At 69.0% G+C, this 26,616-nt stretch carries 22 protein-coding genes; 10 read left to right on the top strand and 12 right to left on the bottom strand.

Annotated features, from left to right (window positions below; translation table 11 throughout):
- Positions 1-334: 334 nt before the first annotated feature.
- The 3 genes from ABZU76_RS05380 (at position 335) to ABZU76_RS05370 (ending at position 3,654) form a co-directional block, all read left to right on the top strand.
- Positions 335-1,510 carry a globin domain-containing protein gene (locus ABZU76_RS05380; RefSeq protein WP_354865320.1) on the top strand — a complete coding sequence of 392 codons (1,176 nt, stop codon included), beginning with the start codon at positions 335-337 and terminating at the stop codon, positions 1,508-1,510.
- Between the two features lie 252 nt (positions 1,511-1,762).
- The gene (locus ABZU76_RS05375) at positions 1,763-2,935 is read left to right on the top strand and encodes a globin domain-containing protein (RefSeq protein WP_354865318.1); all 1,173 of its coding nucleotides are present in this window, start codon (positions 1,763-1,765) and stop codon (positions 2,933-2,935) included.
- Positions 2,936-2,946: 11 nt separating this feature from the next.
- Positions 2,947-3,654 carry a dienelactone hydrolase family protein gene (locus tag ABZU76_RS05370; protein WP_354865316.1) on the top strand — a complete coding sequence of 236 codons (708 nt, stop codon included), beginning with the start codon at positions 2,947-2,949 and terminating at the stop codon, positions 3,652-3,654.
- Between the two features lie 315 nt (positions 3,655-3,969).
- Here ABZU76_RS05370 and ABZU76_RS05365 read toward each other — a convergent pair whose 3' ends face one another.
- The 7 genes from ABZU76_RS05365 to ABZU76_RS05335 all read right to left on the bottom strand — a co-directional run bounded on the left by ABZU76_RS05365 (position 3,970) and on the right by ABZU76_RS05335 (position 10,790).
- Entirely contained in the window at positions 3,970-4,404 is a 435-nt protein-coding gene (locus ABZU76_RS05365) for a helix-turn-helix transcriptional regulator (RefSeq protein WP_220245238.1), read from the bottom strand.
- Between the two features lie 5 nt (positions 4,405-4,409).
- A complete protein-coding gene (gene dnaJ / locus ABZU76_RS05360; protein ID WP_354865314.1) occupies positions 4,410-5,585 on the bottom strand; it encodes a molecular chaperone DnaJ in 1,176 nt (391 codons plus the stop codon).
- Between the two features lie 33 nt (positions 5,586-5,618).
- Positions 5,619-6,314, bottom strand: coding sequence for a nucleotide exchange factor GrpE (gene grpE, locus ABZU76_RS05355; protein WP_354865312.1), 696 nt, complete (start codon positions 6,312-6,314; stop codon positions 5,619-5,621).
- Positions 6,311-8,173, bottom strand: coding sequence for a molecular chaperone DnaK (dnaK, locus tag ABZU76_RS05350; RefSeq protein ID WP_220245235.1), 1,863 nt, complete (start codon positions 8,171-8,173; stop codon positions 6,311-6,313). The genes grpE and dnaK overlap by 4 nt, the downstream gene beginning before the upstream one ends.
- Positions 8,174-8,358: 185 nt before the next feature.
- Positions 8,359-9,756, bottom strand: a complete 1,398-nt coding sequence (locus ABZU76_RS05345; protein ID WP_354865310.1) for an alpha/beta hydrolase — start codon at positions 9,754-9,756, stop codon at positions 8,359-8,361.
- Positions 9,753-9,995: a hypothetical protein gene (locus tag ABZU76_RS05340; protein ID WP_354865308.1), complete on the bottom strand. Its 243-nt coding sequence runs from the start codon at positions 9,993-9,995 to the stop codon at positions 9,753-9,755. The genes ABZU76_RS05345 and ABZU76_RS05340 overlap by 4 nt, the downstream gene beginning before the upstream one ends.
- A 21-nt stretch (positions 9,996-10,016) precedes the next feature.
- The gene (locus tag ABZU76_RS05335; RefSeq protein WP_354865306.1) at positions 10,017-10,790 is read right to left on the bottom strand and encodes a DUF4097 family beta strand repeat-containing protein; all 774 of its coding nucleotides are present in this window, start codon (positions 10,788-10,790) and stop codon (positions 10,017-10,019) included.
- Positions 10,791-10,962: 172 nt separating this feature from the next.
- Between ABZU76_RS05335 and ABZU76_RS05330 the strand changes: the two genes are divergently transcribed.
- The 3 genes from ABZU76_RS05330 to ABZU76_RS05320 all read left to right on the top strand — a co-directional run bounded on the left by ABZU76_RS05330 (position 10,963) and on the right by ABZU76_RS05320 (position 13,631).
- Positions 10,963-11,502, top strand: coding sequence for a YbhB/YbcL family Raf kinase inhibitor-like protein (locus ABZU76_RS05330; RefSeq protein WP_354865304.1), 540 nt, complete (start codon positions 10,963-10,965; stop codon positions 11,500-11,502).
- A gap of 159 nt (positions 11,503-11,661) precedes the next feature.
- A complete protein-coding gene (locus ABZU76_RS05325; protein ID WP_354865303.1) occupies positions 11,662-12,570 on the top strand; it encodes an amidohydrolase family protein in 909 nt (302 codons plus the stop codon).
- Positions 12,571-12,815: 245 nt separating this feature from the next.
- A complete protein-coding gene (locus tag ABZU76_RS05320; RefSeq protein ID WP_354865302.1) occupies positions 12,816-13,631 on the top strand; it encodes an IclR family transcriptional regulator in 816 nt (271 codons plus the stop codon).
- Positions 13,632-13,648: 17 nt separating this feature from the next.
- Here the strand turns inward: ABZU76_RS05320 and ABZU76_RS05315 are convergent, their stop codons facing one another.
- Genes ABZU76_RS05315 through ABZU76_RS05305 form a run of 3 tightly spaced genes read right to left on the bottom strand, consistent with a single transcriptional unit; the run spans position 13,649 to position 15,016 of the window.
- Positions 13,649-14,089 (bottom strand): GNAT family N-acetyltransferase, encoded by a 441-nt coding sequence (locus ABZU76_RS05315; RefSeq protein WP_354865301.1) that lies wholly within the window; start codon positions 14,087-14,089, stop codon positions 13,649-13,651.
- Positions 14,090-14,132: 43 nt separating this feature from the next.
- Positions 14,133-14,693, bottom strand: coding sequence for a TetR family transcriptional regulator (locus ABZU76_RS05310; RefSeq protein ID WP_354865299.1), 561 nt, complete (start codon positions 14,691-14,693; stop codon positions 14,133-14,135).
- Positions 14,690-15,016 (bottom strand): multidrug efflux SMR transporter, encoded by a 327-nt coding sequence (locus ABZU76_RS05305; protein WP_354865297.1) that lies wholly within the window; start codon positions 15,014-15,016, stop codon positions 14,690-14,692. The genes ABZU76_RS05310 and ABZU76_RS05305 overlap by 4 nt, the downstream gene beginning before the upstream one ends.
- Before the next feature lie 178 nt (positions 15,017-15,194).
- On the opposite strand from ABZU76_RS05305, the gene ABZU76_RS05300 reads away from it, so the two are divergent.
- From ABZU76_RS05300 to ABZU76_RS05285, 4 genes are all read left to right on the top strand, one after another.
- Positions 15,195-17,456 (top strand): (Fe-S)-binding protein, encoded by a 2,262-nt coding sequence (locus ABZU76_RS05300; protein ID WP_354865295.1) that lies wholly within the window; start codon positions 15,195-15,197, stop codon positions 17,454-17,456.
- A 137-nt stretch (positions 17,457-17,593) separates the two neighbouring features.
- Entirely contained in the window at positions 17,594-18,538 is a 945-nt protein-coding gene (locus ABZU76_RS05295; RefSeq protein WP_354865293.1) for a hypothetical protein, read from the top strand.
- A 299-nt stretch (positions 18,539-18,837) separates the two neighbouring features.
- Positions 18,838-19,251: a DUF742 domain-containing protein gene (locus ABZU76_RS05290; protein ID WP_354865291.1), complete on the top strand. Its 414-nt coding sequence runs from the start codon at positions 18,838-18,840 to the stop codon at positions 19,249-19,251.
- Between the two features lie 27 nt (positions 19,252-19,278).
- Entirely contained in the window at positions 19,279-20,283 is a 1,005-nt protein-coding gene (locus tag ABZU76_RS05285; RefSeq protein ID WP_354865289.1) for a cation diffusion facilitator family transporter, read from the top strand.
- 13 nt (positions 20,284-20,296) lie between these two features.
- On the opposite strand, the gene ABZU76_RS05280 is transcribed toward ABZU76_RS05285, so the two are convergent.
- Positions 20,297-21,067 (bottom strand): CAP domain-containing protein, encoded by a 771-nt coding sequence (locus tag ABZU76_RS05280; RefSeq protein WP_354865287.1) that lies wholly within the window; start codon positions 21,065-21,067, stop codon positions 20,297-20,299.
- Positions 21,068-21,232: 165 nt separating this feature from the next.
- Positions 21,233-26,587 (bottom strand): hypothetical protein, encoded by a 5,355-nt coding sequence (locus tag ABZU76_RS05275; RefSeq protein ID WP_354865285.1) that lies wholly within the window; start codon positions 26,585-26,587, stop codon positions 21,233-21,235.
- Positions 26,588-26,616 lie beyond the last annotated feature (29 nt).

The raw sequence follows: 26,616 nt of genomic DNA, 5'->3' as shown, positions 1-26,616 counted from the left end.
TGGTTGTGCCATACAAGTTTATGGCTGATGGTTGCGTAGGGCAACTATCTATCCGGTGACTTCCCCCACGCCGGTCAGCCCGCCGGTAACCCGACCGGAGCAACGTTGCTGGCAAAGGGCCGCAGGGCGGCTACTCTGCGGACGAGCCGCAGTCAGGGGGCGCAACGACAACGTCCTGAAGACTATTGAGGGGAACGAGGTGGGACAGTGGTGAATTCCCTCGGCACCGACCGCAGAGGCCGGCCCGAGCCGGAGTGGACCCACTGGCCCGCCACTCGCCCGTGATCGCTCCGCCCGAGTCCCCGAACCGCCCCCGACCTGCGAACGACACTCGATGACAGCCGATTCGATCAGCCCGATCCCCCGCTCGGCGGCACCCCGTGAGACGCCTGCCGCCGTGGCCGCGATGGTGCGGTTGATCCGTGACACCTGGGCGATGTCCGAGCCCTTCATCCCGGAGATCTCGCAGTTCTTCTACGGGATGCTGTTCACGCTCGCCCCGGTCACGCGCGACTTCTTCCCCATCAACATGGAGGTGCAGCGCGGGCGGCTCGTGCGCGCGCTGGTGCACATCGTGCAGATGGTGGACCGGCCCGACGACCTCGTGCCGTTCCTGCGCCAGCTCGGGCGCGACCACCGCAAGTTCGGCGTGATCCCGCGGCACTACGAGGCCGTGGGCACGGCGTTGCTGGCCGCGCTGAAGAACCACCTCGGACCGCAGTGGACCGCGCCGGTGGAGCGGGCGTGGGCCGAGGCGTTCACGATCGTCGCGCGCGCGATGCAGGAGGCCGCGGCCGCCGACGTGAACCCGGCGTCGTGGCACGCGACCGTGGTCGAGCACCGGCGGCTGACGTGGGACCTGGCGCTGGTGCGGCTGCTGCCCGAGCAGCCCGTGCCGTACCTGCCGGGGCAGTACATGAGCGTGGAGGTGCCGCAACGGCCGCGGCTGTGGCGCTACCTCTCGCCGGCCAACGCGCCGCGCGAGGACGGCGGCATCGAGTTCCACGTGCGCGCCGTCGACGGCGGCTGGGTCTCGCGCGCGATCGTGAGCCACACGCAGCCCGGGGACGTCTGGCGGCTCGGCCCGCCGCTGGGGCGCATGGCCGTGGACCGCGAACGGTCCCGCGGTGTCGTGATGGTCGCGGGCGGAACCGGTGTCGCGCCGCTGCGCTCGATCCTCGACCACCTGGCGATGTGGGGCGAGAACCCCAAGACGCGGCTCTTCTACGGCGGGCCGGCACGAGAGGACCTCTACGACCTCGAGGAGCTGCGCGCGCTGTCGTCCACGAACCCGTGGCTGACCGTGATCCCGGTCGTCGAACGTGGCGACAACTTGCCCGGTTGCGAGCAAGGGACCTTGGCGGAAGCGGTTACGCGCTACGGTGCTTGGCCCGACCACGACATCCTCGTGTCGGGTTCTCCCTCGATGATTCGCGCGACAGTTTCCCGCATGCTGGTCGCCGGCAGCGTGCTGGGCCAGATCCAGTACGACCCGTTCACCATCGACTGATGCGCGGTGGGCGGTTATCGGCCCACGAAAAGCGTTGTCCGCCAAGGGAAACCGCGGAAGATCATTTTTACTGAGCGCCAGATCGCGTTTACCAGCAGTGTCGAGAATTGCTCCGTTCGAGCGGGAACGGCGTTAACTACACCCGTTTTTCTCCAGTGGCGCCTACAGTCGGGATTCCTCGGGGGCGGCGCGCGTACGCAAAGCCGCGTGAAGACTGAAACTGCTTGGCAAGACTGGAGAAAACCGTTCCCGATGAGTGCTGAATCCGTGAAGATCGACCTTGCTCGCGCCGCGGTGAGCAGACCGCTGCCCGGTTCCGATACCTCGCGGGTGATCCGCGAGAGTTTCGCACTGGTGGAGCCGAAAGCCGACGAGCTGGCGCAGTACTTCTACGGGGCGCTGTTCGTGATCGCGCCGGATGCCCGTGATCTGTTCCCGGTGACGATGACCACACAGCGGAGCAGATTGCTGCGGGCGCTCGTGTACGTGGTGCAGATGGTGGACAGACCCGACGAACTCACCACGTTCCTCGGTCAACTGGGCCGCGACCACCGGAAGTTCGACGTGGTGACGCGTCACTACGACGCCGTCGGAACAGCGTTGATCAGCGCGATGAAACGATTTCTCGGCAAATCGTGGACGCCCGAGGTGGAATCGGCGTGGACGTCGGCGTACCAGTTGATCTCCGAGACCATGCGCAAAGCCGCGGCGCAGGAGACGGGGCCCGCGTCGTGGAGCGGGACGGTGCTGGAGCACCGGAAACTCTCGGCTGACGTCGCCCTGGTGCGGGTGCGTACGGAGCACCTGCTGCCGTACCGCTCTGGCGGCTACGTGAGCGTCGAGGTGCCGCAGCGCCCGCGGCTGTGGCGGTACCTGTCCATGGCGACGGCGCCGCGCGACGACGGCCTGCTCACCTTCCACGTGCGCGCGGTCGCCGGCGGGTGGGTCTCGCGGGCGATCGTGAACCACACGCACGCCGGCGACGTGTGGCGGCTGGGACCTTCGCTGGGCGCGCTGTCCGTCGTGCCGTCCGCCGACCAGCGGCCGCTGCTGATGATCGCGGGCGGCACCGGCGTCGCGCCGCTGATGGCGATCCTCGACGACTTGTCCCGCTGGAAGCGCAACCCGCCCGTCCACCTGTTCTTCGGCGGCCGCAAGCCGGGTGAGCTGTACGCGCTCGACGAGCTGCGCCGCCTGGCCGTCACGTCGCCGTGGCTCACGGTCACCCCCGTCACCGAACAGGGCGCCGTCCCCGGCGGCGACCGGGGAACGCTGGCCACGGCGGTGACCCAGCGTGGCGCCTGGAAGGACCGCGAGGTGCTGGTGGCGGGCTCACCGGACATGATCCGCGGCACGATCGCGAAACTGCTGGCCGCGGGAGTGGACCTCGAGCGAATCCGGTATGACCCGTTCACTTTGGACTAATGTGCTGGTCCATGGAGATCACGATCCCCACCCCGGCCGGCGACATCGACGGCTACCTGGCAACACCGGCCGGCCCCGGCCCGTTCCCGGCCGTCGTGATCATCCACGACGCCATCGGCCTGACCAAGGACGCGCGCAACATCACCGACCGCTTCGCCGCGGCGGGGTACCTGGCGCTCAGCCCGAACCTGTACTCGCGCGGCGGCATGTTCCGCTGCGTACGCCAGGTCTTCAAGGACATGTTCGCGCGTAGCGGCCGCGCCTTCGACGACATCGAGGCAGCGCGCGTGCTGCTGTCTTCGCGGGACGACTTCTCCGGAAAGGTCGGCATCGCCGGCTATTGCCTGGGCGGCGGCTTCGCGCTGGTGGCGGCTTCGCGGTCGTTCGACGTTTCGGCGCCGTACTACGGCCAGCTGCCGAAGGATTTGTCCGTTTTGGACGATGCTTGCCCGGTGGTGGCGAGCTTCGGCCGCCGCGACCCCTCGCTGCGTGGTGCCGCGGCGAAGCTCTCGACGGCCCTGACGGAACGCAACGTGCCGCACGACGTGAAGGAATACCCCGAGGCGGGGCACAGCTTCGCGAACAAGATGGGCCCGGCGCCCGTGGCGGCTTTCGCGAAGGTGGTGGGGTTCGGCTACCACGAACCTTCGGACCACGACGCTTGGCAGCGCGTGATGACGTTCTTCGGGGAGTACCTGAAGCCGCCCTCGGAAGCCTGACGCCGCCTGGTTTCGTTGCTGCACGAAAGGTCCCCGCGCGCCCGCGCATTCGGTGCGAACGGACCAGTCGCGCACGTTTGACGGGCGCCACTGGTCCACTCGCATCCGCACCCCGTGGCGAGGGGACCGCTCGCGCCGCAGGCGGCGTTCGATGGGACCTCCTGCGCTGCCGGCAGAGCGCGAAGGGACCGGCCGCGGATCAACGCGAAGGGACTCTTCCCACCGCGGCCACCCGCACGAAAGGCCACCCGCGCCAGAACGCAAAACAGCCCCTCCACCACCGACCCGGTGACGAAGGGGCTGTCCCCGAAAACCTCAGCGGCGCTTCGGCTTCCACACCACCAAAGACGTCTGCTGCCGCATCGGCACCAGGTCCTTCCGGTACGAAGCGTGCACCGCCGCGGCGGCTTGTTCGGCGGCGGCGTACGCGGACGCCAGCTCCTCGGTCAGCTCGTGCACCCGTGCCCGCAGGGCGTCGACCTGGTTTTCCAGCTCGATGATCCGCTTGACGCCCGCCAGGTTGACCCCGTCCTCCTGCGAGAGGCGCTGGACCTCGCGCAGTAGGGCGATGTCGCGCATGGAGTAGCGCCGGCCGCCGCCGGAGGTGCGGCCGGGGGAGACCAGGCCCTGGCGGTCGTAGGAGCGCAGGGTTTGCGCGTGGAGGCCCGAGAGCTGCGCTGCCACGGAGATCACGAACACGGGGGTGTCCTCGTCCGCGCCGTGTGGGAGTCCCGGGATTCCGCCGAACATCACCCTCACCTGCCTTCGAGCATCTCGGTCACCTCAGGCCGCGGGTCGTGGCCCTTCATCGCCTCCGCGTAGGCCTCGAGGGCCTCGCGCGCCTTGTCGTCCAGTTTGGCGGGGACCGATGCCTGCAGGGTCACGAGCAGATCACCCTGCGAACCGTCCCGCTTCTGAATGCCCTTTCCGCGCACGCGCAACACTCGGCCACTCGCGGTACCCGCGGGCACCTTCAGTGACACCTTGCCCTCGAGCGTCGGCACCGTGATCGTGGTGCCCAGCGCGAGCTCGGTGAAGTCGACCGGCACGGTCAGGGTCAGGTCGAGGTCCTTGCGCCCGAACAGCTTGTGCGGTGCCACGTGCACGCGCACGTACAGGTCACCGGCCTGCGCGCCACCACGGCCGGGCTCGCCCTGGCTCGCCAGCCGGATCCGCTGGTCGTCGTCGACGCCCGGCGGGATGCGCACGGTCAGCGTGCGGGTGCGGGTGCTGATGCCCTCGCCGCCGCACTCCGGGCACGGGTCGTCGATGATCTGGCCGCGGCCGCGGCAGTCGCGGCACGGCTCTGAGAACGCGAACGCACCCTGGCTGCGGCTGACGAGACCCGAACCGCCACACGTCGGGCACTGGCGCGGCGACGTGCCCGGCTTCGCGCCATTGCCGCCACACGTTGAGCACGTCGCAGGGCTCGACAGCCGCAGCGGCAGGGTTGCGCCCTTGACCGCCTCGGTGAAATCGATCCGCACGTCGGTCTCGACGTCGGCGCCGCGCTGCGGCCGGTTGGCCGACGCGGCCCCGCCGGCCCGGCCCTGACGGCCGAAGATGCCGCCCAGGATGTCGCCGAGCCCGCCGAAACCGCCCTGCTGGGCAGCGCCGGCCTGGCCGAAGATGTCGCCCACGTCGAAGCCGCCCGTGCCGCCGGCGCCGCCCGGGAACCCGCCGAAACCACCGGAGCCGAAGAGGCGCTGGGCCTCGTCGTACTCCTTGCGCTTGGCCGCGTCGGACAGCACGCCGTACGCCTCGGACACGGCCTTGAACTTGTTCTCGGCCGTGGTGTTGCCCGCGTTGGCGTCCGGGTGATTCTCCTTGGCCAGCTTGCGATACGCCTTCTTGATCTCGTCCGCAGTGGCGTCGGAGGAGACACCCAGCTCTTTGTAGAAGTCCTTGCCCATCCACTCCCGAGCACTCATCGGGTGCCTCCTCCTTTCGCTACGAAACGGTTGTTACTGCTGGTTCGGCGCATCGATCGACCCGTCCAGCGGCAGCTCGCCGCCGACGGGCGGGTCGACCGGTGCCGCGGCCGGCTCGTGGTCGGTGACCCCGACCAGCGCCGCCCGCAGGACCCGGTCGCCGAAGCGGTAACCGCGGCGCATGACCACGGTGACCGTCGGACCAGCTACGTCCGGCGAGGTGTTGTGCTGCACGGCCTCGTGCACGCTCGGGTCGAAGGGCTCGCCCTCCGCACCGAACGACTCGAGACCGGCGCGCTGCAAGCCGCTCACCAGCTTGTCGCCGACCGCCTTGAACGCACCGGTGAGGTCACCGTGTTGCTCCGCCCGCTCGAGGTCGTCGAGCAGAGGGAGCAGCTCGCCGACCACCGAGGCCTTGGCGCCCAGCACCACGGCCTCGCGGTCGCGGTCCACGCGCTTGCGGTAGTTGGCGTACTCCGCCTGCAGGCGCTGCAGGTCGGCCGTGCGCTCGGCCAGCTGCTTCTCGACGTCGGACGCGATCGTGACCGCGTCGTCCACCGAGTCGCCGAGCGAGGGACCCGCGTGGTGCGCGGGCGCCTCGTCGACCTGAACTTCTTCCGGGGCAGGAGGACGAACCTCACCGGTCTGCGGGTCGACCCGCCGCCGGTCACGCACGACCACCGGTTCCTCGGGGCCCCGGCCCTCGGCTTCGGAGTGTCGTGGGGTCACTTCTTCTCGTCCTCTTCCACGATCTCGGCGTCGACCACGTCATCGGCCTTGTCCTGCGCCCCACCGGCGGAACCGGCGTCGGCGCCCGGAGCGGCACCGTCGGCGCCGGGGTTGGCACCCTGGTTGGCGTAGAGCGCGGTGCCCAGCTCCTGCGAAGCCGTGTTCAGCTTCTCGATGGACTCGCGGATCTTGGCCGAGTCGGTGCCCTTGAGCGCCTCGTTGGCCTCGTCGATGGCGGTCTTGACCTTGCCCTTGAGGTCCTCGGGCAGCTTGTCCTCGTTGTCCTTGACGAACTTCTCGGTCTGGTAGACGAGAGTCTCCGCCTGGTTGCGGGTTTCCGCTTCCTCGCGGCGCTTCTTGTCTTCCTCGGCGTGGGCCTCGGCGTCCTTGACCATGCGGTCGATGTCGTCCTTCGGCAGCGCGGAGCCACCGGTGATCGTCATCGACTGCTCCTTGTTCGTGCCCAGGTCCTTCGCGGTCACGTGCACGATGCCGTTGGCGTCGATGTCGAAGGTGACCTCGATCTGCGGCACGCCACGCGGGGCCGGCGGGAGACCGGTCAGCTCGAACATGCCGAGCTTCTTGTTGTGCGCCGCGATCTCGCGCTCACCCTGGAACACCTGGATCTGCACCGACGGCTGGTTGTCGTCCGCGGTGGAGAAGATCTCCGAACGCTTGGTCGGGATCGTGGTGTTGCGCTCGATGAGCTTGGTGAACACGCCACCCTTGGTCTCGATGCCCAGCGAAAGCGGGGTCACGTCCAGCAGCAGGACGTCCTTGACCTCACCCTTGAGCACACCGGCCTGCAGCGCGGCACCCACGGCCACGACCTCGTCCGGGTTCACGCCCTTGTTCGGCTCGCGCCCGCCGGTCAGCTCCTTGACCAGGTCCGACACGGCCGGCATGCGGGTGGAACCACCCACGAGCACGACGTGGTCGATGTCGCCGACGGCGATGCCCGCGTCGCGGATCACGTTGTTGAACGGGTTGCGGGTGCGCTCGAGCAGGTCCACGGTGATCTTCTGGAACTCGGCGCGCGAGAGCTGCTCGTCGAGGAACAGCGGGTTCTTGTCCGCGTCGACCGTGATGTAGGGCAGGTTGATGCCGGCGGAGTTGGAGCTGGACAGCTCGATCTTCGCCTTCTCGGCCGCCTCGCGGATGCGCTGCAGGGCCATCTTGTCCTTGGTCAGGTCGATGCCGTTGGAGGCCTTGAACTTGTCGACCAGCCACTTGACGATGCGCTCGTCCCAGTCGTCACCACCGAGGTGGTTGTCACCGGAAGTCGCACGCACCTCGACGACACCCTCGCCGATCTCCAGCAGCGACACGTCGAACGTGCCGCCACCGAGGTCGAAGACCAGGATGGTCTGTTCCTTCTCGCCCTTGTCCAGGCCGTACGCCAGCGCGGCGGCGGTCGGCTCGTTGACGATGCGGAGCACGTTCAGGCCGGCGATCTGCCCGGCCTCCTTGGTGGCCTGCCGCTGGGCGTCCTCGAAGTACGCCGGGACGGTGATCACCGCGTCTGTGATCTCCTCGCCCAGGTACGACTCGGCGTCGCGCTTCAGCTTCATCAGCACGCGCGCGCTGATCTCCTGCGGCGTGTAGTTCTTGCCGTCGATCTCGGTGTTCCAGTCGGTACCGATGTGCCGCTTGACGGACCGGATGGTGCGGTCGACGTTCGTGACGGCCTGGTTCTTCGCCGACTGACCGGTGAGCACTTCACCGTTCTTGGCGAACGCGACGATGGACGGGGTGGTCCGGGAGCCTTCCGAGTTGGCGATGACCGTCGGCTCGCCGCCCTCAAGGACGGCTACGACCGAGTTGGTCGTGCCGAGGTCGATGCCGACCGCTCGCGCCATGGTGCTTCCTCCTGTGTTGGCAGCTCTGCTGCTATGTTCGTGACCTGCACGTTTCGGGTCCGCCTTGAGCGGACCCCTGGCAAGTTCTATCGGTCCTTCGTGAGCTTCGTCAAGCCAGACTTGAGTCAGCTGCACTCAACCTTCGTATCAGGCTAACGAAGGGGTAGTGGCTCTTGTTCCCGGGCTCACCGGCAGATCGTGCCGCGAGGGGGTGTGAGGCCGCTCACCAGGTACTTCGTCTCCGCCGCTCGCGCGCACGCGGAGTTAAGCAGGCCGGTGTGGCCGTCGTCGAGGCGCGTCAGCAGCACGGAGCCGTCGACGTCCCCCGCGAGCCCCCTGGCCCACGCCAGCGGCGTCGCCGGGTCGTGGGCGCCGCCGACGACGAGGATCGGCGGAGCGCCGTGCACCCGATCGGGGCGCGGCGGGTTCCTCGCCGGCAGCGGCCAGCCCGCGCACCCGCTCGCGAAGTCCCACCACTCCGAGTAGCGCCAGCTGTGCGGGGCGACCGTCTTGACCACGGCGGCGGTCGTGCGAAGGTCCGCGATGCCGGTGAACGGCGACGGGAAGTCCTGGCAGCCGATGGCGCGGTACATGCCGTAGCTCGGCGAGAAGAACTGCGCGGCCGAGGTCAGCTGGGCGGCGTCCGTGCTCGCGGCGGCGAGGGCCTGGCCGAGGGCGGGCCACTGGTCTCTTACGTAGAGGTAGCCGTAGACGCCGGAGGACAGCTCCTCACCGTCGGCCACGCGACCGAGCCCGCTCGACCAGGCGCCGTGGGCGACCAGGTTGTCGTAGTAGGCCAGCACGTCCTGACCGTGCAGGGCGCACTCCGTCGAGGTGCGGCACCACGACGCGAACCGCACCAGCGAGTCCTCCGTCGCCGCGGCCTCCTCCACGATCGACTGCCGCGGCGGTCGGCCGTGGTCGATCGCGCCGTCCAGCACCATCGTGCGCACGTGGTCCGGATGCGCCGCGGCGTACGCGGCCCCGAACTCGGTGCCGTAGGAGACGCCGAGCCACGAGATCCGCTGCTCGCCCAGCGCGACGCGGATGGCGTCCACGTCCTCGGCCGCGCTGAGCGTGTCGACGTGTCCGAGCAACGGCCCGGTCTTCGCCAGGCAGGTCTCGCCGACGGCCCGGTTGTGCTCGACCAACGCGGTGAATTCCGTTGCTGTGGAAGGAAATCTGCTCACGCTGGGGTCGGCCGGTTGTGCCGGATCACACGTGATCGTCGGCTTGCTGAACCACACCCCGCGCGGGTCGAACCCCACGACGTCGAACCGCTGCCGCAGCACCGGATCGGTGATCGCCCCGAACTGCGTGTACCCGACGCCGGAACCCCCTGGCCCGCCCGGGTTGATCAGCAGCGAGCCGATCCGGTGCGCCCGATCCGTCGCCGGCAGCCGCACCATCGCGAGCCGGGTGGTCCCCGATTCGGGATGAGCCCGGTCGATCGGCACGTCGACGAACCCGCATTCAGCGGTCGGTTCCTGCGAGGTCGGGCACGGCGTCCACGTGGTCGACGCCGAAGCCGGCACCGCGAGCAGCGGTAGGAAGAGCAGGACAGCGGCAGCGATCAGCTTCATGCCGGACGAGCCGGGACGACCGGCCGCGCGGCGCGGTGGGACCCCTCGTCCCGCACGATCACCGTCTCCGCCAGCCGCACGTCACCGGCCGGCGCCGTCACCTGGACCACCGCGACGGGCGTGGGCGTCGGCGTGGTGGCCTCGGGCTTGGCCGCCAGGCCCAGGCTCGCCGTCACGACGAACGCTCCCACCGCCCCGGCCAGCACGGCCGCCAGCACCCGGTTCTCGATCTTGCGCATGTGAATGTTCCCCCGAAAGTGTCAGGCGGCCTGGACGGTGACGCTGCCGCTGGAGGTGTTGAGGTCGAGCGTGTTCGTCTGGCCGGCGCTGTTCGACGTAGGAATCTGCACGGTCCGGTGGCCGCTGTCGGTGTCCCCGATCACCGTGTACGACCCGTTCGGCACCCGCACGTCGACGCTGCCGGAGTCGGCGTGCACCTTCACGTCGTTGGGCGTGGCCAGGGCCACCTCGACGCTGCCGCTGTCGGCGGAGACGTCGACCGGGCCGCGCACCCCTTCGGCCTTCACGTGGCCGGAGTCGCTGTGCAGCTGCACCGGCCCGACGTTCTGCAGGTCGATCGAACCGCTGTCGAGCCGCAGGTTCACCAGCCCCGCGACGTCCGCCACGTGCGCGCTCCCGGAGTCGGCGGTGACGTCGACGCTCGCGACGCCTGTGAGATCCACCTCGCCCGAATCCGCCTGGCCCGTGACTGGCAGCCCGGCCGGCACGACGACATCGAAGTCGGCGGTGCAGTTGCGGCCGCAGTCGCCGAGCACGAGCTGGTCGCCCTCCACCCGGAAGGCGTCGCCCGGCTCGCCGCGGAAGTTGTAGTGCAGCTTCTGGTGCACGGAGATCGGGCCGGAACCGGTGCGGATCCGGATGTCGCCGGAGTCCGCGTCGAGCTTCACGCCGCGGATCTGCTGCGAGACCGTCGCGCTGCGCTCCACCGTGCTGCCCAGCCCCCAGCCGAGCGCGATGGCCACTCCCACGCCGATCAGAACTACGCCACCCAGTGCCAGAAGCGGGCGTGCCATGGTGTCCGTCCCCTCAGTACCGCTCATCCGTCTTCCGCAAACGGTAGGAGCGGCACCGGTGCCGCGACATCCGGTAAACCCCCCGAAACATCCCTGAGGTGCCGGGGTCCGGGTCAGGGTCATAGCCTGGAGTCCGACTGGACTTCCAAGATCAACGCGTTCAGGAGGATTGATGCCTCAATCGCCCAATCCCTACGATTTCCTGCCGTCCGTGCCGTCGTTCACGCTGCGCAGCACGGACATCGCCGAGGGCGAGACGCTCACGACGCCGCACCTGTCCGGCATCTTCGGCGCCGGTGGCGAAGACCGGTCGCCGCAGCTGTCGTGGGAGGGCTTCCCCGAGGGCACGCGCAGCTTCGCGGTCACGGTGTACGACCCCGACGCCCCGACCGCGAGCGGCTTCTGGCACTGGGCCGTGTTCAACGTCCCCGCGTCGGTCACCGAGCTGGCCGCCAATGCCGGCGACGCGAACGGCTCCGGCCTGCCCGAGGGTGCTGTCACTCTGAAGGGTGACGGCGGCGTGAAGCAGTTCCTCGGCGCCGCCCCGCCGCCCGGGCACGGCCCGCACCGCTACTACTTCGTGGTGCACGCGCTCGACGTCGACTCCCTGGAGATCGACGGCGACGCCACGCCGGCGTTCCTCGGCTTCAACCTGTTCGGCCACACCCTGGCTCGCGCCACGATCACGGCGGTCTACGAGAACAAGGGCTGAGTTTCGCCGATAGCAGGGCCACCGCGGGTTCGCTCGCGGTGGCCCTGTGGTGTTTTTCCGACAGGTGGAATCACTGCCGTTGACCCGCTCCCTCGCCGGGGAAGACGATCGGAAGCTGCACATCAGCACGTACCTCGTACCGCAAGGGAGCCGGCACCGATGTACGAAAAGGACGGCGAGCGCTACTTCATCGTCGATGGTCACGTGCACTTCTGGAAGCCGACGGAAGTCGGGTTTCGCCGCCAGAGCGAGGAAACGATCGTCCACGACCTGTTCGAAACCGGGTACGTGGACCACGCGATCTTCCAGCCCGCCGCCGCCACCGACCCCGACGGCGGGGCACCCGGGAGCGCGTTCACCGAGAGGTACCCCGGCCGGTTCACCGTCGCCGGCCTCGAGCCGGTCGCCGGAAACCTCAAGGGCGTCAAGCTCGTCACCACCGAACAGGCGGGCCGGCAGCTGTCGGACCCGTGCTCCTACCGCTTCCTGGAGAAGTGCCAGGAGCTCGGCATCCGCAACATCCACCTCCACGCCGCCCCTTCGATCCGCCCGCTCGACCGCGACGGCTCGGATGGCACGGGCGGCTCCGACGCGTCCGCGGCCTTCGACGCCGCCGGCCTCGACGAGGTCGCCGCGGCGTTCCCGGACCTGCGCTTCGTCGTCGAGCACGTGGGCTTGGCGCGGCTGCAGGACTTCTGCTGGATCGCCACGCAGGAGCCGAACGTGTACGCCGGCCTCGCGCTCGCGTTGCCCGCCATCCTCACCCGGCCGCGCCAGTTCGCCGAGATCATCGGCGAACTGCTCTACTGGATGGACGAGAACCGGATCACGTTCGCCAGCGACTACGGGCTCCAGCACCCGAAGTGGCTGATCGAGTCCTTTGTGGACTTCGAGATGCCGGAGGACTTCCAGGACGAGTACGGCGAGCTCACCACGGACGTGAAGAAGAAGATCCTCGGCCTCAACGCGGCTCGCCTGTACGACCTCGAGGTGCCGGACGGCTGCGGGACCACCGAAGCGGCGGCAGAGAACGACGAGATCGGTTCGAACTCGAAAGTACCGGTGTGACGCCGGGACTCACCCGTTCGGTCCAGTGGGCTGGGATCCCGGTCCGCCGGAGTCACCACGGCCCGTCGGCGGGCGACCTGCACTGATCTCACCGGGTGAAGCCGAGGCCCGGTCGGTGTGAGCACCCGCGGCGACGTCGGAATCGTTGCCGAACGGGTGCTCCACTTGAGCCGTTCGGAGCACGTATGGTGGTGGGCGCATGTGATCGCCCGTTCACTGCCGAACGGTTTCACGGAGGTGCCGCTGTGTCCGAACCCGCCCTGCCGCTTTCCGACGACGACATCACCGAGAAGGAACCCAGCGGGCTGATCGGTTCGGCGCAGCGGGCGCTGCGCGTGCTCGAGATCGTGGCCGGCGCCGGCGATGGCATCGCGGCCAAAGCCGTGGCCCGGCGCGCCGGTTACAAGCTCTCGACCACCTACCACCTGCTCAACACGCTGGTCCACGAAGGCTATTTGATCCGCCTCGGTCACGGCCGCGGGTTCGGCCTCGGCTACAAGGTCGGCGGCCTCTACCACAGCCTGCTCGGCGAGCTCGACGTCGATCACCAGCTGCGCGACGGCCTGCACCAGCTGCACCTGCGCGTGAGCGCGCCCGCGTACTACACGGTCTTTCGCGACACCGACGTCGTCGTCGCGGCCGTCGCCGACTCGCCGGAGTTCCCGCGCGCCCAGCCGCTCGACTTCGGTTTCCACGAAGCCGCGCACGCCACCGCGTTCGGCAAGGTGATGCTCGCGTCGCTGCCCGCGCGCGAGCGCCGCGACTACCTCGCGGGTGCCGGCATGCCCCGCCTCACCGACCGCACCCGCGTGACGTCGCGCGACCTCGAGACGGAGCTCGAAACCGTGGCGCGCTCGGGGATCGCGCTGGAGATCGAGGAGTTCCAGCCCCAGCTCGCGTGCGTGTCCGCGCCGGTGCTCGACACCGAGCAACGCGTGACGGGCGCGGTCGCGTTCTCCGTGCCGGTGCACCAGTTCGCCGACCGCCGCTCGGACCTCGAACGCGCCGCCCGTGCCGGGGCGGCGCACTTCTCGAAGTTGTTGTCCGCCAAGGACAACTGAAAATTTGACCGACCGGTCTACCGTAGCGCTTCGCGGTTGGCGCCCTCGCGTTCGAGGAACCGCCCCTTGGTGTGCTCGCCGAACCCGAATTGTCGGTACAGCCCATGCGCGTCGGCTGTGTGCAGCATCCAGCGCATGCCGGCGCCCGGGCCGTTGTCGATCATCTCGCGCACGATCTCCTTGCCCAGTCCCGAACCACGCGCGTCCTCGACCACGAACACGTCGGCGAGGTAGGCGGACGTCACGCCGTCGGAGATCGCCCGCGCGAAGCCGACCTGGCGACCGGTGGCGCGCTCGTACGCGCCGACCAAGCGCCAGGACCCGGCGACGGCGGCCTCGACCTGATCACGCGTGCGCCAGCGGCCCCAGTAGGCCTCGGTGGAGAGGAACTTCCACAGCACGTCGAGGTCGAGCCGGCCGGGGTCGTCGTCGAGTTCGTAGTCGCCTGCGATCCGCATGTCCGCAAGTTAGCCGAGCCGAGCTGTGGTGCGCACGAGAGTTTCAACGCGGTTTGAGCAGGTAGTCGACTACAGGCCGCAGCTCGTCGGCCGACGGCGGTTCGTCGTCGATCAGGCCCTGGATCAGCAGGCCGTCGATGCCGGCGAGGAAAACCCGGAACGCGACCTCGTTGTCGTGGCGGACCATGGACGTGAGGACGTCGAGCCAGCGGCGCGCGGCCGGGCGCAGCTCGGGTTTGCGCGCGGCGAGCAGGTACAGCTCGTACTCGGCCATCGTGCGGCCGCGGCGCGGCCCGAGTGCCTCCGCGAGCAGGCCGGCGACCTCTTCGGCGCCGCGGCTGCCGCGCGAACGGGCGCGGTCGATCATCCAGTAGACCTCGGTGGCCATGTCGCGCGCGCAGGAGATGAGTGTGGCCACGAGCAGGTCGTCGAGCGAGGCGAAGTGGTACGTGGTCGACGCGGTGGGCACGTCGGCCTCCACCGCCACCGTGCGGTGCGTGACGCCGGCGACGCCGTTGCGCTCGATCACCCGCAGGGTGGCCGCGATGATCTCCGCGCGCCGCTTCTCGCCGCGCGCCTTGCGGCCGTCGACTTGGATCTTCACTGGTTGCTCCCGACCTCGATCAGCACCACTCCGCCGATCACGAGCACGAGCCCGCCGGCCATCACCAGGTTGACCGGTTCCTTGAGGAACAGGACCCCGATGATCGCCACGAGCGCCACGCCGACGGCGGCCCACACCGCGTACGCGATGCCGAGCGGCAACCCCGACTTCAGCACGCGGGAAAGTGCGAAGAACGCTACGCCGTACCCGACGGCGACCAGCGCGGACGGCACGACTTTCGTGAAGCCCTCGGAGAGCTTCAGGGAAACAGTGGCCGTCACTTCTGCGGCGATCGCCAAAGCGAGGTACAAGTAAGCACCCATGAGGACAAAACTACCTGAACGATCGTCTCACTAGCCAGCGAGGCGTGCACCACATCGGTGGGACTTGGGCGCTGCCAACCAGTTACCCATCAGTAAGAAGCGTTACCCTGCTCGGCACCGGCGCTGTGAGAAACGCACAGGCACCGGCACCACCACACCGGACGAAAGGCACCCGACGATGGGCGCTGTAGAGCTGACGCTCGGGGGGATCTCGGTCCTCCTGGGCATCTTCGCCTGGGGACTGTTCATCGCCACCATCGCCCGCTTCGTGCGGGTGATCCGGCTGGGCCAGCCCGACCCGACGCGCAACGGACCGTTCATGCCGCGGCTCGGCACCCTGATCAAGGAGTTCGCCGCGCACACGCGCATGGCGAAGTTCCGTCAGGTCGCGCCCTGGCACTGGATGGTGATGTGGGGCTTCCTCATCGGGTCGCTCGCGCTGTTCGAGGCCTACGGCGAGGTGTTCGTGCCGACGTGGGGCTGGCCGATCCTCGAGGACTGGTCGCTGTGGAGCCTGCTCATGGAGCTGCTCGGCGTGGCCACGATCGTCGGCGGCATCGGCCTGGTGATCATCCGCCAGGTCAACCACCCGCGCCGCGCCGACCGGCAGTCGCGCTTCGCGGGCTCGAACTTCAAGTGGGCCTACTTCGTCGAGGCCGTGGTGATCATCGAGGGCATCGGCATCATCGGCGTGCGCGCGGCGAAGGCCGCGATGGGCGTGCACGAGACGCCGACGTGGGCCGCCTTCGTGTCCAACCCGCTGTCGCACGCGCTGCCTGCCAGCGCCGCGCTCGTATCGGTGTTCGCGTTCATCAAGCTGATGAGTGCCACGGTGTGGCTGATCGTGGTGGCCCGCACGATGACGATGGGCATCGCGTGGCACCGCTTCAGCGCGTTCTTCAACATCTACTTCAAGCGCGAGGACGACGGCGGCGTCGCGCTCGGCGCGGTGAAGCCGATGATGAGCAAGGGCAAGGTGCTCGACCTCGAGGAGGCCGATCCGGACGAGGACACGTTCGGCGTCGGCAAGGTCGAGGACTTCAGCTGGAAGGGCTGGCTCGACTTCTCCACCTGCACCGAGTGCGGCCGTTGCCAGTCGCAGTGCCCCGCGTGGAACACGGGCAAGCCGCTGTCGCCGAAGCTGCTGATCACGCAGCTGCGCGACCACGCGTACGCGAAGGCGCCGTACCTGCTCGCCGGCGGCAAGCGGGACATGGCGGGCGACGAGATCGGCTTGACCGGGGACAACTCGCACGCCGGCATCGACGTGCTGGCGCTGGCCGAGTCGGAGCGGCCGCTGATCGGCGGCGCCGAAGACGGTGGCGTGATCGACCCCGACATGCTGTGGTCCTGTACTTCCTGTGGCGCGTGCGTCGAGCAGTGCCCGGTGGACATCGAGCACGTGGACCACATCGTGGACATGCGCCGCTACCAGGTGATGATCGAGTCTTCGTTCCCCACCGAGCTCAACGGCATGTTCAAGAACCTGGAGAACAAGGGCAACCCGTGGGGCCAGAACGCCAAGGACCGTCTCCAGTGGACGGAGGACCTCGACTTCGAGGTGCCGGTGTTCGAGGGCGATCTGGGCGACGCGGAGTACCTGTTCTGGGTCGGCTGCGCCGGCGCGTTCGAGGACCGCGCGAAGAAGACCACGCGCGCCGTGGCCGAGCTGCTGCACATCGCGGGCGTGAAGTACACCGTGCTCGGCTCGGAGGAGTCGTGCACCGGTGACCCGGCGCGTCGCGCGGGCAACGAGTTCCTGTTCCAGATGCTGGCCCAGCAGAACGTCGAGGTCCTCAACTCGGTGTTCGAGGGCCGCGAGCGCAAGGCGCGCAAGGTCGTGGTGACCTGCGCCCACTGCTTCAACACGCTCGCCAACGAGTACCCGGAGCTGGGCGGCCAGTTCGACGTCGTGCACCACACGCAGCTGCTCAACCGCCTGGTGCGGGAGAAGTACCTGACGCCGGTCGCGCCCGTCGCGGAGGACGTCACCTACCACGACCCGTGCTACCTGGGCCGCCACAACAAGGTCTACGACGCTCCGCGCGAGCTTGTCGGGGCTTCGGGCGCGAAGCTGCGCGAGATGCCGCGCCACGGCGATCGGTCCATGTGCTGCGGCGCCGGCGGCGCGCGGATGTGGATGGAGGAGAAGATCGGCAAGCGGATCAACGTCGAGCGCGTGGACGAGGCGCTCGGCACCGCGCCGTCGAAGATCGCGACCGGCTGCCCGTTCTGCCGCGTGATGCTCACCGACGGCGTGACCGCGCGACAGAGCGACGGCCTCGCGAGCGAGCGGGTCGAGGTCGTGGACGTCGCTCAGCTGCTGCTCACGTCCGTGAAGCGCAAGCCGGAGACCGCCTTGGTGGCGACGGGGGCGCCGTCACTCGAGGACGCCCCGGCAGAAGGGGCGGACGAGGAACAGCCGGCTTCGGCCGAATAGCCGATCCCAAACTGGAATGAACGCCCCTTTCGTGATGGTTCGCCATCATGAAAGGGGCGTTTCTCGATCATTTGTCACGGGAACAGTCGTGATTAACGGCCCGTGTACGAATGCTCGCAGAGCGACACGATCACTTCATGTCATTTCGCAAGACGGCGGTCGTCGCGCTCGCTCTGTTCTCCCCGTTCGTCGCCGAATTCCTGCTCGGTGATCAATACCTGGCCGGGCGGCTTGGCGAGGTTTTGATCACCCAGCAGCTCGGCATGTTCGCGATGTTCGTGGCGCTCTACGGCTCGGCCGCGGTGCTGATCCGCGAGGTCGCGCGCCGCCGCGGCCGGGGCTGGCCGACGATCCTCACGCTCGCGCTGGCCTTCGGCGTCGTCGAAGAAGGCCTGCTCACGCAAACGTTGTTCAACCCGCACTACCTCGGCCTCGACCTCCTGAGCCCCGCGCACGTGCCGGGGCTCGGCATCGGTGGCCAGTGGACGGTGTTCGTGCTGACGCTGCACGTGGTCTGGAGCATCGCCTCGCCGATCGCGATCGCGGAGGCGTTCTTCGGCCGCGAGCCGTGGCTGCGCCGGCCGGGAACGGTGGCGTGGACCTGCGCGCTGCTGGTCGGCGGGGCGGGGACGTTCCTGGTGTCTCGCATGATGGGAACTCCGGCGTTCCTCGCGGCGCCCGGACAGCTGGTCGGCGCGGCCGTGGTGGCTGTGGCGCTCGTAGTGTTTGCCTTGCGCCTGCCCGTTCGAGCCCTTGACACGCGGGGCTCGGCGTGGGCCGGGTTCGCCGTCGGGCTGGGGGCGAGCACGCTGTTCCACCTGGTGGACAAGACCGCGCTGCTCCATTCGTGGGGCACGGTCGCGTTGATGCTGGCGCTCGAAGCGGCCGTGGTCGCGTACGCCGTGCGCTGCCGTCCGTCCGCGTTTTCCCTGGCAGCAGGCGCGATCGTCACGTACTGCTGGGTCGGTCTGCTGACTGCCGCGGGCAATCCGGTCGCGCTGATCGAACAGGTGGTCCTCGTGGCCGCGACGCTTTCGGTACTCGCGCTCGCAGCCCGTCGGCGAATTCCGGTAAACGTTTGACACAAGAGGCACGGGCGTACCGGAATGCCACGAAAACGTTTACCGTGCACAATTTCTGCACCTCTGGTCCGGCTTCGTCACATTGCCGATGACAGACAGGACAACGGGCGTAATCTACGGTTCCTCGCGATCGACGCCGCTTGCGGGAAGCGAATTCGGCTACCGAAATAAGGGGGCGCGACGTGGCGAACGGGTACAGCGGACCTGGTTACACCGGCCACTCGGGCACCCCCTTTCCGCCTTCCGGGCGAGTCAGCGTCGCGCCGGGCCGGACCCCCGAACCCGTTTGGCCGAGCGAAGTGCCCGAGGAGTTCGCGGGCGAGCCAGTGGTGGGCGACGGCTGGGTTTCCGACCCATCGCCGGTCCCCGGCCCGCGGACACTCGTCCGGCCGTACGTCCTCACCCGCGGCCGCACGCACTCCCGCCGAAACCTCGCCATCGAGGCGCTCGTGAAGGCCAACGCCCGGGACCCGCGCTGGAACTCGCCTCAGGTGAAGGGCGAGTTCCGGATCGTGCGGTCGCTGTGCCTGTACCCGCGGTCGGTGGCCGAGGTCGCCGCCACACTCAGCGTTCCACTCGGCGTCGCCCGGGTCCTGCTCGACGACCTGGCCGAGCTCGGCCTCGTGACGATCCACGCGCCGCAGCGCAAAGAGGACGGCCGGCCGGCGATCGCGCTCATGGAGCGAGTGCTTTCGGGTCTCAACCGACTCTGACCCACCCGCGCGGCTAGTGTTCTGCGCGTGAGCGAGCAAGAGGAATCGGGCGGCGAGAGCACCCTTACGGTGCTGCTGGCCGGCGGCGTGAACCTGGCCATCGCCATCCTGAAGCTGATCGCCGGGATCATCACCGGCTCGGGCGCGATGCTGTCGGAGGCCGCGCACTCCTTCGCCGACACCATCACCGAGGTCCTGCTGCTCACCGCGCTCAAGCGTTCGGAGCGCCCCGCCGACCGGGTCCACCCGTTCGGCTACGGCAAGGAGCGCTACTTCTGGTCGCTGTTGGCGGCTGTCTCGATCTTCGCCTCGGGCGCGATGTTCGCGCTGTACGAGGGCTTCACCACCGTGTTCGGCGAGAGCGAAGAGCAGACGAACCCCATCGTCGGCTACGCGGTGCTGGGCATCGCGTTCGTCCTCGAAGGCGTGTCGTGGCTGCAAGCGATCCGGCAGGTGCGCAAGGAGGCCCGGCAGGAGCGGCGTTCGTTCTTCACCTACCTGCGCATGATCGACGACCCCGCGCCGAAGACCGTGCTGTTCGAGGACTCGGCCGCGCTGATCGGTCTGCTGCTGGCGTTCGCCGGCATCGGGTTGCACCAGCTCACGGGCTCGTCGGTGTGGGACGGCATCGCGTCGATCCTCATCGGACTGCTGCTCGCGTGTGTCGCGTACCTGCTGGGGCGAACCAACCGGGGCCTGCTCGTCGGCCGTCAGGCGGACCCGCGGATCGTGCGCGGAGTGCGCGACCACCTCGTGTCGGCGCCGGAGATCGAGGCGCTGGTGGACCTGCAGACGATGCTGATGGGTACCGACCAAGTGCTGGTGTGTGCCCGCGTGGACTTCGACGATTCACTGGGTGCGGCCGACGTCGAGGTCGCCTGCGTGCGGATCGCGGGCGAGTTGACCGAGGGCTTCCACGATGTCACCGAGGTGTTCATCGAGCCGGTGCCGCGGTCGGATCCGAACCTGCGGGCGGCGGTGCTCGCGCGCTACGGCGACTTGACCACGCAGCCGATCGAGGATTCGCAGTAGATCTTGCCGGTTTTCAGTACCCGAAGTCCTGCGTCCAGTACCAGCCGGCGGTGGTCACGCCGACGCCGAGCTTGGTCAGCGAGCAGTTGAGGATGTTCGCGCGGTGGCCGCTGGAGTTCATCCACAGCTGCATCACCTGCTTCGCGCTCGTCGCGCCCTTCGCGATGTTCTCGGCACCCGGCTTGTTGTAGCCGGCGTCGCGGATGCGCTCGTCGAAGTGCTTGCCCTCAGGCGTGTCGTGCGAGAAGTAGTTGCGGGCCGACATGTCGTCGCTGTGGTCCTGCGCGGCCTGGTCGAGGTGTGACTCCTCGGCGACGGGGTCGCAGCCGGCCTTGGCGCGCTCGTCGTTCACGAGGTCCACAATCTGGCCTGCCATCGAGGGGTTCGTGGTGCGGGCCGGGGTCGGCGACGTCGGGGTGGTCTTGGGATTCGGCTTGGGCGGCGCGGGGGTGCCGGAGCCCGGGGTGCCGGACGCGGGCGTCGACGTCGGGCCGGGGCCGGAGGAGGTCGGCGTCGTGGGGGCGGTCGAACCGGACGTCGGGGTGCCGCCCGCGCCGCCCACGGCCGGCGTGCCGCCCGGAGTGGACGACGACGGCTGCTTCGCGTAGGGATCGACCGGCGGCACGCCGGACAGCGGGTCGGACTGACCGGTGGCGGCGCTACTGAGCGTCGCCACGCTGGGTCTGGCGTGGAGCCACGCTGTCCCTCCGGCGGCGGAGAAACCGCCGAGAAGAACACTCAGTGACACCAAAACAACTCGACCACGCGCACCAATGGGGGACACGGGCGAGAAAATATCACGAACCGATTACGACCGTTACCCCCGAAAGGCGCAGTGCTTTATTTGATCAAGCCTGGGAAATGATCACGTGGTGCGGGGGTTTCCTGGTGCAGGGGGATGGTGATCTCCCGGTGCGCGCTCGGGTCTGAAGAGCTTGGGAGACTCAACTCACGCTCGTGGCCTGCGGGTGACGCGCAGGAGGAGCGCACCTGCGGCGAGGAGGGCGAGACTGACCAACGCGTCGGTGGTTCGGTCCGGATCGGGGCCGGGGATCGGCTGCGTTTGTGCGGTCGTTCGGGCGTGGGGGTCGAGGATCCGGACGGTCGCGGCGGCTCGGACGGTGAGCGGCTTTTCGGCGTCGGGTTGGGCCGTGACTTCGACGGCGTCGGTGAGCGTGCCTGCGCGGGGTGCGGTGGCGGTGCGGGTCCATTCGCGTCGGCTGCCAGGGTCGAGGTGGTGGCCGTCGAGCGTGAGCGGGGTGGTGCCGGTGTTGGCGGCGGTGACGAGGAACGTGACGGTGTCGCCGGGGTTCGCGGTGGGGTCGGCTTGTTCGGTGAGGTTCAGGGCTGGGCGTGGGGTGGGTTGGGCCCGCTTGGGGGCAGCGGAGTTCTCGACGTTGGTGGTCGTGGTGGTGGTCGCCGTGAGCTGGTGGCCGGCGGGGTCGTGAGCGGTGGCGGTGGTGTCGGTGACGGTGGTCGTTTGGGCTGTGAGGGTGCAGGCGCGGAGGGCTTCGGCGTCGGGCTCGAGTCTGGGCAGCGTGAACGCGCAGGCCGGGTCGGTGGCGCGAACGGTCACGTCGTGCAGTGCTGCGTCTCCGGTGTTGCGGACGGTCGTCAGGTAGGTCACGGGGTCACCGGAACGGACGGGCTGGTCGAGGTGATCGGTCCTGACGGCGAGTCCGGGGTGGATCACGGCGACGGGCGCGTCCGCGGTGGTGGTGATGGGGGCGCCACGGGTCGGGGTGGCGGTGACCTGGGTGGTGTCGGTGGTCGTGCCGGTCGCAGTGGTGGTGCACGGGTAGCGCTGGATGCCGTTGACGGGCAGCGTCGAGAAGGTCCGCGTGCACTCGGGAGCCTGGGGGTCGGTGACGTGGACGTCGCGCAGTTCGGTGTCGCCGGTGTTGGTGAGGACGAGGTCGAAGCGCACGGAGTCGTCGGGTGCGAAGGGACCTTCGGCGCTGGTTTTCGTGACGGTGAGTTTCGGTTGCCGCACCTCGAACGACGCTTGCGCCGATGACGTCACCGTGCGTTGGGTCGGATCGGTGCCGGTGGCCTTGGTGGTGCTGGTGAAACCGGTCTTGCCCGCGACCGTCGTGCAGGTGTAGGTCTCCTCGGCGTCGGGCGCGAGGGTGGCGAAGTCGCGGCCGCAGGCGGCGGTGTGATCGTCCACAACGGACACCTTGGTCAGCGGTACGTCGCCGACGTTCTTCACCAGCAAGGAGAATGTGACGGTATCGCCTTCGCGGACCTGGTACGGCTCGGCGTCGGCCATGATCGCGAGCTCGGGGTGGATCACGTCGACGTTCGTGGTGCCGGACGCGGTCACGGGGCGGGTCGTCGGGTCGTTGGCCGTGGCGTTGACGGTGGTGGTGAAGTCGTCGGGCGCGGCTTTGACGGTGCAGGTGTAAGTGGCGGCGGCGCCGGTGGCCAGCTGGTCGAGGGTGTGGGCGCAGCCGGTGAGGGTGATTTTCGTCAGCGGGGTGTCACCGGTGTTGGCGACGGTGACGGTGATCGTGACGTCGTCGGCGGGTCGAGCTTGTGCCTGTGTGGCAACGGGTTTCACGGTGAGCGCCGGGTGGATCACGTCGATCTTCGCGTCGGCGGTCGCGGTGAGTGCGGGGCCGGTGGCGGGGGTGCCGGTGACTCGTGCGGTGAGCACGGTGTCGTCGGCGGGGGCGGCTGAGGTGCAGTCGTAGGACTGGGTCGCGCCGGGGGCGAGGGTGGTGAAGGTCTTGGCGCACGCCGGTACTCGGTCGTCGGCTACTTGCACGGCGGTGACCGGTGAGTCGCCGGTGTTGGTGACGGTGAGTGTGGTGGTCACGACGTCGCCGGCGCGAAAGGGACCGCCGTGCACGGTGCGGGTGAGCGAGAGGCCGGGGTGGACGACGGTGAACGCGGCGTCGGCTGTGGCGGTGACGGTGCCGCCGAGTGGGTCGGTGGCGGTGACTTTCGCGGCGTTGGTGTAGCCGTCGGAGCCGGCATTGGCCGTGCAGGTGTAGTGGTCGGTGGCGCCGGGGGCGAGGGTGTTGCCGTCCGTGCGGGCGCAGGCCGGGGTCTTGTCGTCCACAATGGACACGCTGGTGAGCGGGACGTCGCCGGTGTTGCTCGCTGTGATCGTGAAGGTGACTTGGTCCCCTTCACGCACTTGCCGCGGCTTTGCCGACTGGGTGATCGTGACGGCGGGGTGGATCACGTCGAGGTGCGTTTCGGCGGTCGCGGTGACCGGGCGGTTCGACGGATCGGTGCCGGTGACTTTCGCAGTGCTGGTGAGGTCGTCGCCGGCGGAGTGGGTACAGGTGTAGTTCTGTTTCGCCTGTGGGGCCAGGGTTCCGAGGCGGTGAGCGCATTCGGGTGCTGCTGGGTCTTCGATGGTGACGTCGTGCAGTTCGGCGTCGCCCGTGTTGGTGGCAGTGATCGTGAACGTCGCCGGCTCGCCGGGCCTTACGACCGTCGGCGTGACCGTCTGCGTGACGGCGATGGCCGGGTGGATCACGTCGACGGCGGCCTCGGCGCTCGCCGTCACGAGCGGTCCCACCGGTGGGGTGGCGTTGACGGTGAGCGATTCGGTGACGTCGTCGGCGGGTGCGGTGGTGGTGCAGCTGAAGGTCCAGGTGGCACCGGGTGCCAGGGTGTCGTGGTCCTGCGTGCACGCGTCGGCGCGGGCCGCGGTGGTGACGTGCGGCTTCGTGAGGGGGGTGTCGCCGGTGTTCTTGACGGTGACCTGGATCGGCACGCTGTCGTGCTCGCGGAAGGGTCCACCTTGGACGGTGGTGGCGAGCGTGACGGCCGGGTGCTGGACGGTGAACTTCGCGTCGGCCGACGCCGTGACGGTACGGGCGGTCGGGTCTGTTCCCGTGGCGCTGACGGAGTTGGTGAAGCCGTGAGTTCCGGCCACCGTGGTGCAGGTAAAGGTCTGTTTCCCTTGCGGTGCCAGGATTCCGAGCTGCTTGGCGCAGTCGGGAACCTTGCTGCTGGTCACGGCGAGCTTCTTCAGTGGGACGTCACCGGTGTTGCTAACCGTGACGCTGAAGGTCACGCGGTCCCCTTCGCGTACCTGCGCGGATGCAGCGGACTCCGTGACCGAGACGGCGGGGTGGATGACGTCGACTGCCGCGTCGGCCGTCACGCTGAGCTGTTTGCCCAGCTCATCCTTGCCGGTCGCGACGGCGGGGTCGGTGAAGTCGTCGCCCGGCGCGAGCAGATCGCACTGGTAGGTCTGCGTGGCCTGTGGGGCGAGCGTGCCGAACTTCCGCACACAGCCGGGTGTGCGGTCGTCGGCCACCGCGACGTCGTCGAGCGGCGCGTCACCAGTGTTCTTCAGCGTGACGGTGAAGGTCACGCGGTCCCCCTCGCGCACCTGCGCCGGCGCGGCCGTCTTCGTGAGCGACAACGCCGGGTGGATCACCTTCGCCGTGGCCGTCGCGGTGTCGGTGACGAGCTGGCCGGACAGGTCGGTGCCGGTCGCCGTCACCGTGTTCGTCGTGGTCAGCGCTGGGTTAGCCACGCAGGGGAAGCTCTGCTGGGCGCCGGCGGCGAGCGCGCCGAACGTCCGCGAGCACTCCGGCGTGGTGGCGTCGGTGACGACCACGGGGTTCAGCGGGCTGTCGCCGGTGTTGCGCACGGTGATCGTCCAGGTCACCGGCTCACCGGCGTGGACGACGGCGGGGTCCACCGTCTTGGTGACGTCCAGCGCGGGCGCGATGAGGGGGACGTCGACGTCGGCGTTGGCCGTCACCGTCTTGCCCAGCGGATCGGTTCCGGTGACGGACGCGCTGGTGTCGGGCACCGGCGCCTTCGCCGTGCAGGTACCGGTGGTGTGCTGGCCCGGAGCGAGCGTCCCGATCGTGCGCGCGCACGCGCCGACCTTCGCGTTCGTCACGGCGACGTCGTGGAGCGGCACGTCACCGGTGTTGGTGGCGGTGACGGTGAACGTCACGGGGTCGCCGGTGCGATAAGCCGCCTTGTCGGCCTGCTGCGCGAGCGTGATCGCCGGGTGCACGACGTCGACGCGAGTGGACGCGCTGCCGTCGAGTGCGTCACCGAGCGTGCTGGTGCCGGTGACCTTCGCGGCGATCGTGACGTCGTCGTCCGGGGCGGTCACCGTGCACTGGTAACCCGTGGTCGCGCCCGCGGCGAGTTCGCCGATCTTCTTGGCGCAGGCGGGAAAGCGCTCGTCGGTCACCTCGACGCCGGTGGCCGCGGTGTCGTTCGGGTTGGTGACACCGACCGTCACGGTGACCTGGTCGCCCGCGTGCGCGCGCGGCGGATCGGCGTGGGTCACGAGCTGCAGATCCGGCACGGGCACGGAGAACACGAGGTTCTGCGCGACGAAATCGTCGCCGGTAGTGCTGAAAGCGAGCTTCGCGCTGGTCGCGCCGCTGGGCACGGCGTCGCTGCTGAACGCTTTCGCGTCGATTCCGAAAGTGTTCTTGACGTTGGGTTTCCCGGCGTTGTCGGTGCTGGCGACGAAGAAGTTGTCCGACGCGCCGGTGCCCGGTTCGGCGACGGGTTTGTCGTTGATGAGGAAGCGGTCACCCGTCGTGCCCCAGTCGCCGCCTTCGGCGGTCACGCCGACGTGGGCGTCGGCCGAGGCCGCGCGAAAACCGGTGACGGTGGTGGTCGTGGCGGGACCGTTCGCGCCCTGCGGCACGTGACCGTCGTAGACGTAAATCGCGCGCTTGGCCGGCGCGTACTGCGGATCGCGCGCGGGGTAGGAGAAGACGATCGCCACCGACCAGCCCCCGCCGCACCCGCGGCCGGCGGTGGTCCAGACGTTGGCGGCGGTGAGGGCGAGCGGCGCGCCGGTCGGGGCTGTCGCGAACTGACCGGTCACGTCGGCGTAGGCGGAGTAGAACTTCGCGTCTTCGGCGTAGGACCCGGGCGTGACGTCGGCCTTGGCTGCGCCGACTGAAAACCGCACGGCCTGTGTCTTCGGCGCGCCGGCGGGACTCGCGCACCCCGTCCTCGTGCCACCCCAGCTCAGCCGCGCGAACGCGACCTTCGCGCCCGGCGGGATCGTGACCGACGCGGTGGAGGAGTCGAACGTGCTCGCGTCGGAGTCCACATCGGACCATCGCAACGCGAAATCGCCGGCGGACTTCTTCGTCTCGCGACTGGCGGCTTTCGCGCAGTCGGCGTCACTCGGCGTGCACTCGACCACGCTGTTGCCGGCGTAGAGGAAATCGCCGTACACCACTTGGTGGTAATTCTGCTGCAATACCTTGACGGTGTCCGCGTGCGCGGGCACGACAAAAGTGGCCAGGAGGCCGAGTACCGCGAGCAGACGTTTCCCGGCCGAGCCCATGTTCGCGAGCTTTCCACGAACCGGTGAAC

The organism is Amycolatopsis sp. NPDC005232, assembly GCF_040607795.1.
Lineage (GTDB): Bacteria > Actinomycetota > Actinomycetes > Mycobacteriales > Pseudonocardiaceae > Amycolatopsis.
The sequence above is the reverse complement of the archived record's forward strand: the minus strand, read 5'-3'. Positions and strand labels throughout refer to the sequence as shown.

Excerpts from the sequence above, each read along its gene's own strand:
- ABZU76_RS05375 (WP_354865318.1), top strand. The coding sequence starts at position 1,763 with ATGAGTGCTGAATCCGTGAAGATCGACCTTGCTCGCGCCGCGGTGAGC.
- ABZU76_RS05330 (WP_354865304.1), top strand. The coding sequence starts at position 10,963 with ATGCCTCAATCGCCCAATCCCTACGATTTCCTGCCGTCCGTGCCGTCG.
- ABZU76_RS05370 (WP_354865316.1), top strand. The coding sequence starts at position 2,947 with ATGGAGATCACGATCCCCACCCCGGCCGGCGACATCGACGGCTACCTG.
- ABZU76_RS05380 (WP_354865320.1), top strand. The coding sequence starts at position 335 with ATGACAGCCGATTCGATCAGCCCGATCCCCCGCTCGGCGGCACCCCGT.
- ABZU76_RS05340 (WP_354865308.1), bottom strand. The coding sequence starts at position 9,995 with ATGCGCAAGATCGAGAACCGGGTGCTGGCGGCCGTGCTGGCCGGGGCG.
- ABZU76_RS05335 (WP_354865306.1), bottom strand. The coding sequence starts at position 10,790 with ATGGCACGCCCGCTTCTGGCACTGGGTGGCGTAGTTCTGATCGGCGTG.
- ABZU76_RS05295 (WP_354865293.1), top strand. The coding sequence starts at position 17,594 with ATGTCATTTCGCAAGACGGCGGTCGTCGCGCTCGCTCTGTTCTCCCCG.
- dnaJ (WP_354865314.1), bottom strand. The coding sequence starts at position 5,585 with ATGAGTGCTCGGGAGTGGATGGGCAAGGACTTCTACAAAGAGCTGGGT.
- ABZU76_RS05275 (WP_354865285.1), bottom strand. The coding sequence starts at position 26,587 with ATGGGCTCGGCCGGGAAACGTCTGCTCGCGGTACTCGGCCTCCTGGCC.
- dnaK (WP_220245235.1), bottom strand. The coding sequence starts at position 8,173 with ATGGCGCGAGCGGTCGGCATCGACCTCGGCACGACCAACTCGGTCGTA.
- ABZU76_RS05365 (WP_220245238.1), bottom strand. The coding sequence starts at position 4,404 with ATGTTCGGCGGAATCCCGGGACTCCCACACGGCGCGGACGAGGACACC.
- ABZU76_RS05325 (WP_354865303.1), top strand. The coding sequence starts at position 11,662 with ATGTACGAAAAGGACGGCGAGCGCTACTTCATCGTCGATGGTCACGTG.
- ABZU76_RS05300 (WP_354865295.1), top strand. The coding sequence starts at position 15,195 with ATGGGCGCTGTAGAGCTGACGCTCGGGGGGATCTCGGTCCTCCTGGGC.
- ABZU76_RS05315 (WP_354865301.1), bottom strand. The coding sequence starts at position 14,089 with ATGCGGATCGCAGGCGACTACGAACTCGACGACGACCCCGGCCGGCTC.
- ABZU76_RS05305 (WP_354865297.1), bottom strand. The coding sequence starts at position 15,016 with ATGGGTGCTTACTTGTACCTCGCTTTGGCGATCGCCGCAGAAGTGACG.
- ABZU76_RS05345 (WP_354865310.1), bottom strand. The coding sequence starts at position 9,756 with ATGAAGCTGATCGCTGCCGCTGTCCTGCTCTTCCTACCGCTGCTCGCG.